Genomic DNA, 13,685 nt, shown 5'->3' with positions numbered 1-13,685 from the left:
CTGTCAGTGTGCCACGTCTATGACCAGGCGGTCGGGCCCGGTCAGCTCCGTCACCGAGAACGGGGCACGGTGGTCGAGCACCAGGCCGACGCCGACCACGCCCTCGAAGTCGCCCGTCTTGACGACGTTCTGCACGTTGCCGAGCGCCGCCTGGAAGATCGGCCCGCCGGTCCACGTGGGCGAGCCGTCGTCGGTGTGCGCGTTGGCCGGCTTGAGCGTGGCCTGCAGGTAGGCGCCGCCCTTCACCTCGATCGGCTCGCCCGAGCCGTCCTGGAGCAGCTCGTCGACCCATCTGACGCTGTAGCTGGAGACGTCGCCGTCGAGGTCGATGACGACCCTGTCGAAGGAGCCGTGGTCGGCGAACCTGACCGTCTTGACCAGGACGGCCTCACCGGGGTCGCCCTCCACCTCGACGTCCTTGGTGCTCGTCGGCACGGCGGCGCTCGCGGGCGCGGCCGGTGACGGCGTCCCGCCGACGGGGGCGGTGGACGCGGAGGGCGCCGTGCCGGGCGCGACCGAGGTGGTCGTGGGCGCGCCGGTGCCGCACCCGGCCAGTACGGCCAGCCCGGCCACGAGGACGCCAACGCGCGAATACCGCATACCCCCTAGGTTCCCTGGGTCAGTCCCCCGTATGCCCGGCCAGACCGGCCAGGTATTCCGCCGCCTTCCGCCGCCTGACGAGCGGCGCGGCCTGCCCCGACCACAGGTTGACGTGGCCGGGGTCGCCCGTCCTGCGGATCGGCAGCATGAGCTGGTTCTGCACGGGGTAGGGCGGCACGGCGTCCTCGAACCCGGCCATCTCCCTGAGGAACCTGTTGGGGATGGCCCGCGCGGTACGGCCGGAGAAGAGCCTGGTCAGGACCGTCACCCTGGCCTCCTCTCCGAGCAGCGCCCGCAGGTGCGCCTCCCCCACCGCCGACTCCTCCGTGACCAGGAAGCCGGTGCCGACCTGGACGGCGTCGGCCCCGAGCGCCAGCGCCGCCACGACGCCGCGCCTGTCGGCGATGCCGCCCGCGGCGATGACCGGCGCGGACACCCTGTCGGCGACCTGCGGGACGAGGGAGAAGGTGCCCACCAGCGACTCGCGCACCGGCCGCAGGAACGCGCCCCTGTGCCCGCCCGCGTCGCTGCCGGAGGCGACGATCGCGTCGAGCCCCGCCTCGTCCAGCGCGATCGCCTCGTCGACGGTCGTGGCGGTGCCGATCGTCACGATGCCCCTCCGTCTGGCCTCCGCGAGCACGTCGGCGGGCGGGACGCCCATCACGAAGCTGATCGCGGGAGGATCGGCGGCGAGCAGGGCGGCGGCCTGGTCGGCGAAGTCGAGAGGCGGCGACAGGGAGGGAGGGTTCAGGCCGAGCGCGTCGTAGAAGGGCCGCAGCCGCTCCACGTCGGCCTCGGTCGCGGCCGCGCCCTCCTCCTCGGGGTGCGGGACCCAGAGGTTGACGGCGAAGGACCGGCGTGTCGCCGTCTTCAGTTCGGCGACCAGGGCGGTGATCCGGTCCGGAGGCAGGATGTGCGCGCCGTAGGAGCCGAGGCCGCCCGCGTCGGAGACGGCGGCGGCCAGCGCCACCGACGACAGCCCTCCGCCGAAGGGACCCTGGACGATGGGGTGCTCGAGGCCGAGCAGGTCTTCCAGCCGTCCCATGCTCAGGCCACCGCCAGGGCGCGCCGGCCGTGGGCGAGCTGGACGGCCGTGGTCGCCACCCTGCGGCCGAGGTGCTCGGCCGTGCGCAGGTCGGACTCCGAAGGGGCGGCTTCCGGCCCCAGGTCGGACGGCGACTGCGCCATGGCGCCGATGAACGCGCCGAGGCGGTTGAGGTCGTCGTGCGAGCCGCCCGAGCTGTAGAGCCAGCCCGGCGGCAGGCCCAGCGTCACCCAGTGCATGCCGTGCTGGGCGGCCAGCAGGGCCATCGAGGTCAGGGTGTGGAGCTTGTCGCCGTTGACGCCGGCGGAGTTGGTGAAGGCCGCGCCGACCTTGTCCCGCCAGCCCATCTCGGCCCACACCTTGGAGCTCGCCTCGGCGAAGGCCTGGAAGGCGGCCGACTGGCTTCCCATGTAGGTGGGCGAGCCGAAGACGATGGCGTCGGCCTCGGCGAGCGCGCGCCACAGGCCGTCGTCCATGGTGGCCACCTCCCTGAGGTCGGCCGTGGCGCCCGGCACGGACTCGACGCCCGCCGCCACGGCGCGGGCCTGACGGGCCGTGTGGCCCGAGCCGCTGTGATACGCGATAGCAACCTTGATCATGCGAGCAGAGTAGACGACCGGTCAACTATTTTTCAAGTATGCTGTCCCCATGGGACGACAGAGCAACGCCCGCGAGCGCCTTCTCGACGCGGCCTGCGAGCTGATCCACAGCCGGGGCTACGGCAGCATCGGCGTCGCGGAGATCTGCGCGAAGGCCGACGTCAGGAAGGGCAGCTTCTACCACTTCTTCGAGTCGAAGCAGGCGCTCACGCTCGAGGTCATCGACGGGCACTGGCGCAGGCAGCGGGCCGACTGGGTGAGCACTCTCGACGGAGAGGGGCTCGAACGGCTCTTCCGCGACCAGGCCGAGGCCCAGCGGCTCTCCAAGGACAGCGGCGGCGCCGTCAACGGCTGCCTGCTGGCGAACCTGGCGCTGGAGCTGAGCAACCAGGACGAGGTGGTCAGGACCAGGCTGGAACAGATCTTCGACGAGCAGGTCGACCTGGTCCACGGCGCCCTCAGGCCCGGCGCCGAGCGTTCCACGGCCAGGGCGCTGGTGGCCCAGCTGGAGGGCATGGTGCTGTTCGCCAAGATCTCCAACGACCCCGCGGTCCTGGACGACCTGTGGCGGCAGGCACGACTCCTCATGACATGACGGAACGGCCCCCCTTGCGCGAGGGGGGCCGTTCCGGTCGTGAAGATCAGACGGTCTCGTAGACCTTGGCCTCTTCGGCCTCGACCGCGGGAGCCTTGCGGAAGCTCAGCCCCGTGGCCGAGATCAGCAGGCCGACCACCGCCAGGATCAGCGGCACGGTGATCGAGGTCTTGAGCGAGTCGATGGTGATGCCGGACTGCGAGCCCGAGGTCAGCACCGCGGTGACCACGGCCAGCACGATCGCGCCGCCGACCTGGCCCGAGGTGTTCAGCAGGCCGGAGGCGAGGCCCTGCTCGTCGTCGTCCACGCCGTTGGTGGCCTGGATGTTGAGCGAGGGGAAGGACAGCGCGAACGCGATGCCCAGCAGCACCATGCCGGGGATCACCAGGCCGCCCAGGCTCGGGCTCTCGTCGATCCCGAGGAAGATGGCGTATCCGCCGGCCAGCGCGGCGGAACCGATGACGATGAGCTTGGCCGTGCCGAACCTGTCGGCGAAGTCGCCCATCTTGGTGGAGGTCACCGCGACGAGCACGCCGGCGGGCAGGAACGCGAGTGCGGTCTGCATGGCCGACCAGTGCAGCAGGTTCTGGAAGTACTGCATGGCCACGAACTGGAAGCCCACGTAGGAGCCGAACAGGATGACCAGGCCCAGGTTGGCCCTGACGATCGGGGCCGAGCGGAGCAGGCCGAGCCGTACCAGCGGGTGCTTGACCCTCAGCTCGGCGAAGACGAACAGGCCCAGCAGGGCGAACGACACGACGAGCGAGCCCAGCGTGCGCACCGACAGCCAGCCCGCCTCGGGCGCCTGGACGACCGTGAACACCAGCAGCAGCATCGACGCGGTGATCAGGAACGCGCCGATCAGGTCGTAGCCGCCCTCGGCCCGGTCCTCGTTCCCCTTGGGCAGCACCTTGACCGCGGCGACCAGCGCGATGACCGCGACCGGCACCGGCATGAGGAAGGTCGCACGCCAGTCGAGCTCGGTGAGCAGACCGGACAGCACGAGGCCGAGCGAGAAGCCGCTGGCCCCGGAGGCGGTGAAGACGCTCAGCGCCCTGTTGCGCTCCGGCCCCTCGGGAAAGGTGGTCGTGATGATCGACAACGCGGCCGGGGCGGTGAACGCCGCGCTCATGCCCTTGATGAAGCGGGCGGCGATCAACAGCGTTCCGTCGTCGACGATGCCACCGAGCAAGGAGGCCACCGCGAAGACGCCCAGAGCGGCCAGGAACACCCTGCGCCGCCCGAGCAGGTCGGCGGTCCTGCCCCCGAGCAGAAGAAGACCGCCGTATCCCAGCACGTAGCCGCTGACCACCCACTGCAGAGAAGAAGGAGAGAGCCCGAGATCGGCTTGGATGGCCGGCAGCGCGACGCCGACCATCGACACGTCAAGTGCGTCAAGGAAGATCACAGCGCAGAGCACGGCGAGCGCGCCCCATCCAGCAGTACGAGCAGAAGTGGAGGACATGGAGACAGAGACTACATGCATCTGCATTTAATGCAACCGAATTTAATGCGGTTGCATGGATGTTTACCTGATGGTATTCTCCGCGTCATGGACGAGGAGGCCGTGGTCAGGGCCTGGCACGATGTGCTGGCCAAACACGCGAAAACCCTGTGCGCGCTGGAGCGCGCGCTCGGCGAGAAGCACGATCTGGGCGCCAGCGAGTTCGAGGTGCTCGATCGCATCGTCTCCAACGACTGCAGGAAGTTCCGCGTGCAGGAGCTCGCCGACGAGGTGCACCTGAGCCAGAGCGCCCTCTCACGGGTCGTCGCCCGCCTGGAGAAGGCCGGGCTCGTCAGCCGCGGCACCTGCGACATGGACCGGCGAGGGGTGTACGTCTGCATCACCGACGAGGGGCGCGCCCGGCACGCGGCCGCGCTGCCTACCCACCGGGCGGTCCTGACCGACGTCTTCGCCCCGGCCTGATTCGCGAACCATTGCGGAATCAATCCTTCCGCAATGGTTCCTAATGTTGCTCCTGACACCGCAGTCCAGCATTGAGGGAGCACACGATGACCATCCTCGTGACCGGAGCCACCGGCACCGTCGGCCGCCACATCGTCAGCCAGCTCGCCGAGGCGGGCCACTCCGTGCGCGCCCTGACCCGCGACCCGGGCAGGGCCTCCTTCCCCGAGGGCGTGGAGGTCGTGGCGGGCGATCTGAGCGTCACCGACACCCTGCAGGCGGCGTTCGACGGCGTGACGGCGGTCCACCTGATCAACTTCGGCGGGGACGACTACGCGCCGCTGCCGAACGGTCAGGAGATCGTCGACCTGGCCCGCAAGGCGGGTGTGCGCAGGGTGACCGTCCTCGGCGGCTGGGACGAGAGCACGCTCGAGCCCGCGCTCAGGGCAGGCGACCTGCCGTGGACGTACATCCGCCCCACGGAGTTCATGTCCAACTCGCTGAAGTGGGCCGACGCCGTACGCACCGAGGGCGCGGTGCACGAGCCGTTCGGCGACGCGACCACGGCCCTGGTGCACGAGGCCGACATCGCGGCCGTCGCGGCCACCGCGCTGGTGGAGGACGGGCACGGCGGCAAGATCTACGGCCTCACCGGACCCGAGCGGCTGACCACGCGCGACAAGGTCCGCCTCATCGGGGAGGCGCTCGGCAGGGAGATCCCGTTCGTCGAGCTCACGCCCGAGCAGGCCAAGGAGCGGATGGCCGCGGAGGGCACGCCGCAGGAGATGATCGACTTCCTGCTCGACGTCTTCGGCAACGTGCCCGTGGAGGCCAACATCGTCAACTCCGTGGTGTTCGACGTCACGGGCCGCGCCCCGCGCACGTTCGCGCAGTGGGCCGCGGAGAACGCCGACAGCTTCCGCTGACGCCGACGAGGAGGGCGAGTCCCTGGGGCTCGCCCTTCAGTCATGTCCGTAGCTCCATTATGGTCATGACGAACGAGAGGATGCGTGATCATGGAACTCGGCACAGTCGAACGGATGCGGCGACACCCCGTCAAAGGCCTGCTGGGCGAGGACGTCGCCCATGCGGACCTGAGCACGCGCGGCCTCGAAGGGGACCGGCGCCTGGCCCTGCTCGACAGCGAGACTGGCAAGGTCGCCAGCCCCAAGAACCCCCGCCTGTGGCGTTCCCTCCTCACCCTCTCGGCCGCCACGGACGGCGGCCGCGCGCGCATCACGCTGCCCAACGGCAAGACCGTGCACAGCGACGACCCCGACATCGACGAGGTGCTGTCGCTCGCCGTCGGGCGGCGGGTGACGCTCACCGGCACCCCGCCCGAGGGCGCCACCCTCGACCGGGCCGTCCCCGAGGAGGTGCTGGCGTCGGGCGTCACCGCCGAGGTGGGCATCGAGCAGGGCAGGCTGGGCGGCGGAGCGCCCGGCACGTTCTTCGACTACGCGCCCGTCCACCTGCTCGCCACCTCCACGCTCGACGCCGTCGGCGCCGCGGGCCCTTCGGGCGCACCCGCCGACGCCATCCGCTACCGGCCCAACCTCGTCATCCGTACGGCAGGCGAAGGGTACGTGGAGAACGGCTGGCTCGGCCGCGAGGTGGCCCTCGGCGACGAGGTCGTGCTGCGGGTGACCCTGCCGACGCCGCGGTGCGCGATCCCCACGCTCGAACACGGGACGCTGCCGCGGGACACCTCGGCCCTCAAGGTGCCCGCCGCGCACAACAGGGTCGAGCCGCTGCCGGGAATGGGACCCAGGCCGTGCGTGGGCGCGTACGCCGAGGTCGTACGGCCCGGCCGGGTCCACGTCGGCGACCAGATGCGGCTGCTCTGACCCTGCGGACCCGCGCGCCGGAGGCGGGACCACTCGTCAGGCCTGACCATGCGCGGGGGGCGACCACGCGTCAGGCGTGACCATCCGCGGGGGGCGACCACGCGCGCGGAGGGACCGCGACCCTGCGGGGGCGTCCCGCCGCGGGCGGGTCAGGCGGTGATGCGGTCGATCACCAGCGGGAGCAGGTCCTGGTTCGAGGCGGGTCCCACCTCGTAGGCGCCCTCCAGCGCCTCCAGCGCCCGGGAGAACCGCGCCGTCTCGTCGGTGTGCAGGGTCAGCAGCGGCTGCCCCTGCCTCACCAGGTCCCCCGGCTTGGCGTGCAGGGTGATGCCCGCCCCGAACGACACGGGGTCCTCCTTGCGCGCCCTGCCCGCCCCCAGACGCCAGGCGGCCAGCCCGACCCCGTAGGCGTCCAGGCGCGTCAGCACGCCGGAGGCGGGACACGACACGGTCATCGTCTCCGCCGCCCTGGGCAGCACCCCGTCGGGGTCCCCGCCCTGCGCGGTGATCATGCGGCGCCACGCGTCCATCGCCGAGCCGTCCTTCAACGCCTGCGCAGGGTCCTTGCCCGACACGCCGGCCGCCTCCAGCATCTCCGTGGCCAGCCGTACGGTCAGCTCCACCACGTCCGAGGGGCCGCCTCCCGCGAGGACCTCGACCGACTCGGCCACCTCCAGCGCGTTGCCCACGGCCAGCCCCAGCGGCCGGTCCATCGCGGTGAGCAGCGCGACCGTGCGGACGCCGGCGTCGGCGCCGAGGGACACCATGGTGGCGGCGAGCTCGCGGGCCGAGTCGACGTCCTTCATGAACGCGCCCGAGCCGACCTTGACGTCGAGGACCAGCGACCCGGTCCCCTCGGCGATCTTCTTCGACATGATCGACGAGGCGATCAGCGGGATCGACTCGACGGTCCCCGTCACGTCGCGCAGGGCGTACAGCTTCTTGTCGGCGGGGGCGAGGCCGGAGCCCGGCGCGCAGACGACCGCTCCCGCCTCGCGCAGCACGGAGAGCATCTCCTCGTTGGACAGCGACGCCCGCCAGCCCGGAATGGACTCCAGCTTGTCCAGGGTGCCGCCGGTGTGGCCGAGGCCGCGGCCCGACAGCTGCGGGACGTAGGCGCCGCACGCCGCCACGAGCGGCGCGAGCGGCAGGGTGATCTTGTCGCCGACGCCTCCGGTGGAGTGCTTGTCCGCGGTCGGCCGGTCGAGCATCGACCAGTCCATGCGTTCGCCGGTGCGGATCATCGCCTGGGTCCAGTCGGCGATCTCGCGCCGGTCCATGCCGTTGAGCAGGATCGCCATGGCCAGGGCGGACATCTGCTCGTCGGCGACGTCACCGCGGGTGTAGGCGTCGATCACCCAGTCGATCTGCGCGGTCGTGAGCGCGCCGCGGCCGCGCTTGGTGACGATGACGTCGATGACGTCCATGATCACGCCCCCCTGGACAGGTCGTCGGGCCCGAAGGCGTACGGCAGGATGTCGGCCATCCGCTTGGCGCCGTCCGGCGTCTCGACCAGCAACTCCTCGCCGCCGAACTCGAAGAGGAGCTGGCGGCAGCGCCCGCACGGCATGAGCAGCTCGCCGTGGCCGTCCACGCAGGTGAAGGCGACCAGCCGGCCGCCGCCGCTCGCGTGCAGCGCCGAGACGAGGCCGCACTCGGCGCACAGGCCGAGGCCGTAGGAGGCGTTCTCCACGTTGCAACCGGTGACGACGCGACCGTCGTCCACCAGGGCCGCGGCGCCCACGGGGAACTTGGAGTAGGGCGCGTAGGCGTTCTGCATCGCCTGCGTGGCCTCGTCCCTCAGCGCGTCCCAGTCGATGCTCAATGCTGCTCCCCGCGGCGGTAGCGCACGCCGTCGGCCTTGGGCATCCGCAGGTGCTGGGAGGCGACCAGGAGCACAAGCAGCGTCAGGACGTGCGGGGTGATGTAGACGAACTCGTTCGGCAGGCGGTCCACGGTCATCCACAGCCACATCAGCACGACCACGCCGCCCGCGGCGAACGCCATGACGGTGTACTCCTTGGCGCCCGCGACAGCCGCGGCGGGCGTCTCACGCCGCGACGACAGCAGCTGCCTGATCCTGTTGCCCACGTAGATGAGCAGCAGGATCGCGCCGAACAGGAAGAAGCCGGTCACGGCGGCCGAGCTGCGCAGCTGCAGGCCGTCGGCGTAGCCGAACAGCGACGCGCCCGCCGCGAGCCCGCCGGGTCGCCAGTTGCCGAAGATCATGGCGGCGAGGCCGATGAAGCCGCGGCCTCCTGTCTGGCCCTCGACGTACTTGGTGGTGAAGAAGACCAGGAACACGCCGCCGAGCCCGGCCAGCGCGCCCGAGGTGACGGTGGCGATGTACTTGGTGAGGTAGACGTTCACGCCGAGCGACTCGGCCGCCCACGGGTTCTCACCCGCCGAGCGCAGCCGGAGGCCGAACGCCGTGTGCCAGAGCACGAAGTAGGTCAGCGGGATCAGCGCGACGGCCACGATGACCAGGAGGCCCACGTCGTGGGTGAGCCCGCGCAGGATGCCGGCGATGTCGGAGATGAGGAACCAGTGCGTGTTCTCCAGCGTGCCGAGCAGGTCGGGCCCCGAGGAGAACAGCGGCAGGCTCACCTCGGGCGGGCTGGAGGACAGCGCGGGTGAGGTGGTGATGCCGGCTCCCGCCTCGGCGGCGGCGGTGCCCTCGGAGTACAGGACCTCGGACAGGAACCTGGTGATGCCGGGACCGAGCAGGTTGATCGCGACGCCGCTGATGATGTGGTCGACGCCGAAGCCGACGGTGGCGATCGCGTGAATCAGGCCGCCGACCGCGCCCGCCACGAGCCCGGCGACGAGGGCGGCGGGCCAGCCCCACTGGTAGCCCGCCCATCCGGCGAACCAGGTGCCGAGCACCATCATGCCTTCGAGGCCGATGTTGACCACGCCGGCCCGCTCCGCCCACAGTCCGCCCAGACCGGCCAGTCCGATGGGTACGGCCAGCACCAGCGCCGCCTGGAAGGTGCCGGACGAGGTGATGTCGACCTTGCCGGTGATCACCCTCACCAGGGAGAGCAGCAGGATGAGCACCGCGACGCCGATCAGCGTGAGGTGGTACTTCCTGACCTTGCGTGCCTCGACGGCGCTCATGCGGCCACCTCTACGCGGTTAGTCGTGGCGAGCTCTCGTGCGGCCCGCCGTTCCTCCTGGCGGAGCGCCATCCGGCTGGTGACCTCGTTGGCGATGACCACCAGCAGCACGATCGTGCCCTGCATGATCATGATGACCGAGGGCGGCACGTCCGCGAACTGCAGCGGCCCCTGCGCCCTGTCGAGGAAGCCGAACAGCAGGGCCGCGATCGCGATGCCGACCGGCTTGTTACGGCCGAGCAGCGCGACGGCGATGCCGAGGAAGCCGAGGCCGGCCGTGAAGCTGGTGCCGTAGTTGTGGGTGCGCCCGAGGATCTCCGGCAGCCCGATGAGCCCCGCGATGGCGCCCGAGAGCACCATCGCCGAGATGATCATCTTCTTGGGCTTGACGCCGGAGGCGAGCGCGGCGATGGAGTTGAGGCCGCTGGCCTTGACGTCGAAGCCGAAGCGGGTGCGCTCGAGCACCACCCACAGCAGGATGCCGAGCACGACCGCCACGCCGAGGAAGCCCCAAAGACCCGCGCCGCGCGGGGCGGGCAGCCCGAACATCGTGAACAGGAAGTTGAAATTCGGGAACCAGCCCGACTGCGGGATGTCGGCGGTCTGCACGGTCAGCTGGCCCTCCGGCCGGGGCCCCTGGAAGGGCCCGCGCAGCAGGAAGGCGGCCAGGTTGATCGCGATGTAGTTGAGCATGATGGTCGAGATGACCTCGTTGACGCCTCTGCCGACCTTCATCAGGGCGGGGATCAGCGCGTAGAGGCCGCCGACTGCCGCGGCGACGACGATGATGACGGCGATCTGGATCGGCGCGGGCGCCGAGAAGGTCGCGCCCACGTAGGCGGCGCAGATGGCCGCGATGCGGTACTGCCCCTCGACGCCGATGTTGAAGAGGTTCATCCGGAAGCCCACGGCCACCGCGAGACCGGCGATGAACAGCGGGACAGCCCTGTTGATCACGGTCGCGATGCCGTTGACCATGCTGTTGGGCGTCTCGCCGAAGTCGAAGAACGCGCCGAACGCGGACAGCGGGTCCGCTCCTGCGGCGAGGATGGCCACGCTGGAGATCATCATGGCCAGGACGATGGCGACGACGGCGCCGCCCACCGTCAGAAGCACGCGATTGAGCCCTGCGGGCATCATGACCCTTCCTCGGTGATGGCGCCTGTCATGTAGCCGCCGAGCTGCTCGGGCGTCACGTGTGCCGGGTCGAGCTTGGCCACCAGCCTGCCCCGGTAGATCACGTACAGGGTGTCGGACAGGCCGATCAGCTCGTCGAGGTCGGCCGAGATGAGCAGCACGGCCAGCCCCGCGGCCCTGGCGTTGCGCAGGTGGTCCCAGATGGAGGCCTGGGCGCCGACGTCCACGCCTCTGGTCGGGTGCGCGGCGATGAGGAACGAGGGCTCGCCGCTCATCTCCCTGCCGACGATCAGCTTCTGCTGGTTGCCGCCCGACAGGGCCAGCGCCAGGGTGTCGACGCTGGGTGTGCGCACGTCGTACTCCTTGACGATGCGCTCGGTGTCGGCCTTGGCGGCCTTCCTGTCGATCCAGATGCCCTTGCGGGCGGGCTTCCTGGTCTGGTGACCGAGGACCCTGTTCTCCCAGAGCGTGGCCTCCAGCAGCAGACCCTGGCGGTGGCGGTCCTCGGGGATGTAGCCGATGCCCGCCTCGCGACGCTTGAGCGTGGTCCACTCGCTGATGTCCTCGACGCCCAGCGTGATCTGGCCGTGCGCCTCGCGCATGCCCATGATCGCCTCGATGAGCTCGGACTGGCCGTTGCCCTCGACGCCCGCGATGCCGACGATCTCGCCCCTGCGGATCTCGAAGGACACGTCGTTGAGCAGCAGCCTGCTGCCGCGCGTGAACTCCTGGACGGACATCCCCTTGGGCAGCGGGCGGAAGCCGTCGGCCTCCATCGTCAGGTTGGAGATCGCGAGCTCGACGGTGTCGGTGACCGTGGACTCGCGGGTCTCGGGGGTCGGCAGCTCGCTGCCGACCATCAGCTCGGCGAGCTGGCGGGCACTGGTGACCTGGCTGCGCGGCAGGCTCGCGACGGTGGTGCCGCGACGGATCACGGTGATCTCGTCGGCGATGCTGAGCACCTCGTCGAGCTTGTGCGAGATGAAGATGACGGTGAGACCGTCGGCCTTCAGTTCACGCAGATTGTCGAAGAGTTCCTCGACCTCCTGCGGCACGAGGACCGCGGTGGGCTCGTCGAGGATGAGGATGCGCGCGCCGCGGTAGAGGACCTTGAGGATCTCCACGCGCTGGCGGTCGCCGACGCCGAGGTCCTCGACGAGGCGGTCGGGGTCGACGCGCAGGCCGTGGGCCTCGGCCAGCTGCCTGATGCGATGGCGGGCGCCGGCCACGTCCAGGCGGCCGCCCTTCTTCGGCTCCGCGCCGAGGACGATGTTCTCCAGGACCGTCAGGTTGTCGGCCAGCATGAAGTGCTGGTGGACCATGCCGATGCCGGCCGAGATCGCGTCGCTCGGGGTACGGAAGCTGACGTCCTGGCCGTTCACCCTGATCTGGCCCTCGTCCGGCTTCTGCATGCCGTAAAGGATCTTCATCAGGGTCGACTTGCCAGCGCCGTTCTCACCACAGATGGCGTGGACGGTGCCCGCCTCGATGGTGATGCGGATGTCATGGTTGGCGACGACGCCGGGAAAACGCTTGGTGATGCCCTCCAGCTCGACGGCGGGTTTCGCCGGGGCGAGGGTGTCCGAGCTCATACGGTCTCCTGGAGAGCCGGGATAGAGCGAAGGCCCGGGGCATGCCCGGGCCTTGGCCTCGTGGGTTCCTATCCAGATTACGGCTTGCTCGGAACGGTGATTTCGCCGTCCACGATCTTCTTCTTCGCGGCGTCGATCTGCTCCTTGATGTCGTCGATCTCGCCACCGGTGGTGGACAGACCCACGCCATCGACCTTGAGGTCGTAGGTGTCGTTCTTGCCGCCCTTGGCGCCGCCCTGGAACGCCTTGATGAACTGGAACACGCCGACGTCGACGCGCTTGATCATCGAGGTCATGATGACCGGCTGCAGCGCGGTGTCCTTGACGGTCTGGCGCTGGTCGGAGTCGACGCCGATGGCCAGCTTCTTGGCCGCCGCGGCGGCCTGGAAGACGCCGGTGCCCGAGTCGCCGGCGGCGTGGTAGACGATGTCCGCGCCGTCCTGGTACATCTTCTCGGCGGCGATCTTGCCCTTGTCTGGGGCCTTGAAGCCGCTGAAGTCACCGTCAGGGGTGAGGTACTTCACGTCGAGCTTGGTGTCGGGCTTGGTGGCCTTGACACCGGCGGCGAAGCCCGCCTCGAACTTCTTGATCAGGTCGTTCTCCACGCCGCCCACGAAGCCGACGTGGTTCGCCTTGCTCTTCAGCGCCGCGGCCACGCCCGCCAGGTAGGAGCCCTGCTCCTCGGCGAACAGCAGACCCGTCACGTTGGGGGCGTTGGAGGCGGAGTCGACGACCGCGAACTCGATGTCCGTGTACTCCTGAGCCGCCTTCTTGATGTCCTCGCCGTAGGCGAAGCCGACGCCGATGATCGGGTTGTAGCCCGCCTCGGCCAGCTGGCGCAGCAGCTCACCGCGGTTGGAGCCGTCAGCGGCCGGGCTGAGCTCCTTGATCTCCGCGCCGAGCTCCTTCTGGGCCTGCTCGAGGCCCGCGTACGCGGCGTCGTTGAAGGACTTGTCACCGCGACCGCCGACGTCGAAGGCGAGGCCGACCTTCAGGCCGCTGGCCTTCGCCGGCTCGCTGGCCGCACCCGCGCTCGGAGCGGCGGAGCTGGTCGCGCCGGTGCTGCCGCCCCCACCACATGCCGCGGCCGCCATGAGCATGGCACCAGCGACGGTGCCGACCGCAATCCTGCCGAATCGCTTGCTGAGCAAGGCGACTCCTTCCATTTCCCCGCCGTCCAACTTTCATCGCACGCGCGAAGAAACGCACGGCAACCCTGCACGGAAGATAGTTGTTCGGCCATGA

The 13,685-nt window shown here is 70.2% G+C and carries 14 protein-coding genes; 4 read left to right on the top strand and 10 right to left on the bottom strand.

The features are described 5' to 3' along the window. Window positions 1-3: 3 nt before the first annotated feature. Genes AC3EO4_RS04700 through AC3EO4_RS04690 form a run of 3 tightly spaced genes read right to left on the bottom strand, consistent with a single transcriptional unit; the run spans window position 4 to window position 2,244 of the window. On the bottom strand, window positions 4-600 hold the full coding sequence (locus AC3EO4_RS04700; protein ID WP_379570948.1) for an AMIN-like domain-containing (lipo)protein: 597 nt from the start codon (window positions 598-600) through the stop codon (window positions 4-6). A 19-nt stretch (window positions 601-619) separates the two neighbouring features. Next, window positions 620-1,645: an NAD(P)H-dependent flavin oxidoreductase gene (locus AC3EO4_RS04695; protein WP_379570946.1), complete on the bottom strand. Its 1,026-nt coding sequence runs from the start codon at window positions 1,643-1,645 to the stop codon at window positions 620-622. A gap of 2 nt (window positions 1,646-1,647) precedes the next feature. Further along, on the bottom strand, window positions 1,648-2,244 hold the full coding sequence (locus tag AC3EO4_RS04690; RefSeq protein ID WP_379570944.1) for a flavodoxin family protein: 597 nt from the start codon (window positions 2,242-2,244) through the stop codon (window positions 1,648-1,650). Window positions 2,245-2,293: 49 nt separating this feature from the next. On the opposite strand from AC3EO4_RS04690, the gene AC3EO4_RS04685 reads away from it, so the two are divergent. Next, window positions 2,294-2,839: a TetR/AcrR family transcriptional regulator gene (locus AC3EO4_RS04685; RefSeq protein ID WP_379570942.1), complete on the top strand. Its 546-nt coding sequence runs from the start codon at window positions 2,294-2,296 to the stop codon at window positions 2,837-2,839. A gap of 46 nt (window positions 2,840-2,885) precedes the next feature. Here the strand turns inward: AC3EO4_RS04685 and AC3EO4_RS04680 are convergent, their stop codons facing one another. Beyond that, the gene (locus AC3EO4_RS04680; RefSeq protein ID WP_431893954.1) at window positions 2,886-4,247 is read right to left on the bottom strand and encodes an MFS transporter; all 1,362 of its coding nucleotides are present in this window, start codon (window positions 4,245-4,247) and stop codon (window positions 2,886-2,888) included. Window positions 4,248-4,391: 144 nt separating this feature from the next. On the opposite strand from AC3EO4_RS04680, the gene AC3EO4_RS04675 reads away from it, so the two are divergent. From AC3EO4_RS04675 to AC3EO4_RS04665, 3 genes are all read left to right on the top strand, one after another. Further along, a complete protein-coding gene (locus AC3EO4_RS04675) occupies window positions 4,392-4,766 on the top strand; it encodes a MarR family transcriptional regulator (protein ID WP_379570938.1) in 375 nt (124 codons plus the stop codon). A gap of 86 nt (window positions 4,767-4,852) precedes the next feature. After that, complete coding sequence (locus tag AC3EO4_RS04670) at window positions 4,853-5,671, top strand: NAD(P)H-binding protein (RefSeq protein ID WP_431893953.1); 819 nt, start codon at window positions 4,853-4,855, stop codon at window positions 5,669-5,671. 90 nt (window positions 5,672-5,761) lie between these two features. After that, window positions 5,762-6,592, top strand: coding sequence for an MOSC domain-containing protein (locus AC3EO4_RS04665; protein ID WP_431893951.1), 831 nt, complete (start codon window positions 5,762-5,764; stop codon window positions 6,590-6,592). A gap of 149 nt (window positions 6,593-6,741) precedes the next feature. On the opposite strand, the gene AC3EO4_RS04660 is transcribed toward AC3EO4_RS04665, so the two are convergent. From AC3EO4_RS04660 to AC3EO4_RS04635, 6 genes are all read right to left on the bottom strand, one after another. Beyond that, window positions 6,742-8,019, bottom strand: a complete 1,278-nt coding sequence (locus AC3EO4_RS04660) for a thymidine phosphorylase (RefSeq protein WP_431893949.1) — start codon at window positions 8,017-8,019, stop codon at window positions 6,742-6,744. A 2-nt stretch (window positions 8,020-8,021) separates the two neighbouring features. Next, window positions 8,022-8,417, bottom strand: coding sequence for a cytidine deaminase (locus tag AC3EO4_RS04655; protein WP_431893948.1), 396 nt, complete (start codon window positions 8,415-8,417; stop codon window positions 8,022-8,024). Continuing rightward, window positions 8,414-9,712 (bottom strand): ABC transporter permease, encoded by a 1,299-nt coding sequence (locus AC3EO4_RS04650; protein WP_379570928.1) that lies wholly within the window; start codon window positions 9,710-9,712, stop codon window positions 8,414-8,416. The genes AC3EO4_RS04655 and AC3EO4_RS04650 overlap by 4 nt, the downstream gene beginning before the upstream one ends. Next, on the bottom strand, window positions 9,709-10,827 hold the full coding sequence (locus AC3EO4_RS04645; RefSeq protein WP_431893946.1) for an ABC transporter permease: 1,119 nt from the start codon (window positions 10,825-10,827) through the stop codon (window positions 9,709-9,711). The genes AC3EO4_RS04650 and AC3EO4_RS04645 overlap by 4 nt, the downstream gene beginning before the upstream one ends. A 20-nt stretch (window positions 10,828-10,847) precedes the next feature. Beyond that, window positions 10,848-12,440 (bottom strand): ABC transporter ATP-binding protein, encoded by a 1,593-nt coding sequence (locus AC3EO4_RS04640; protein ID WP_431893944.1) that lies wholly within the window; start codon window positions 12,438-12,440, stop codon window positions 10,848-10,850. Window positions 12,441-12,517: 77 nt separating this feature from the next. Next, window positions 12,518-13,591 (bottom strand): BMP family lipoprotein, encoded by a 1,074-nt coding sequence (locus AC3EO4_RS04635; protein WP_379570922.1) that lies wholly within the window; start codon window positions 13,589-13,591, stop codon window positions 12,518-12,520. Between the last annotated feature and the right edge of the window lie 94 nt (window positions 13,592-13,685).

This window comes from Nonomuraea sp. bgisy101 (assembly GCF_057708945.1).
The sequence above is the reverse complement of the archived record's forward strand: the minus strand, read 5'-3'. Positions and strand labels throughout refer to the sequence as shown.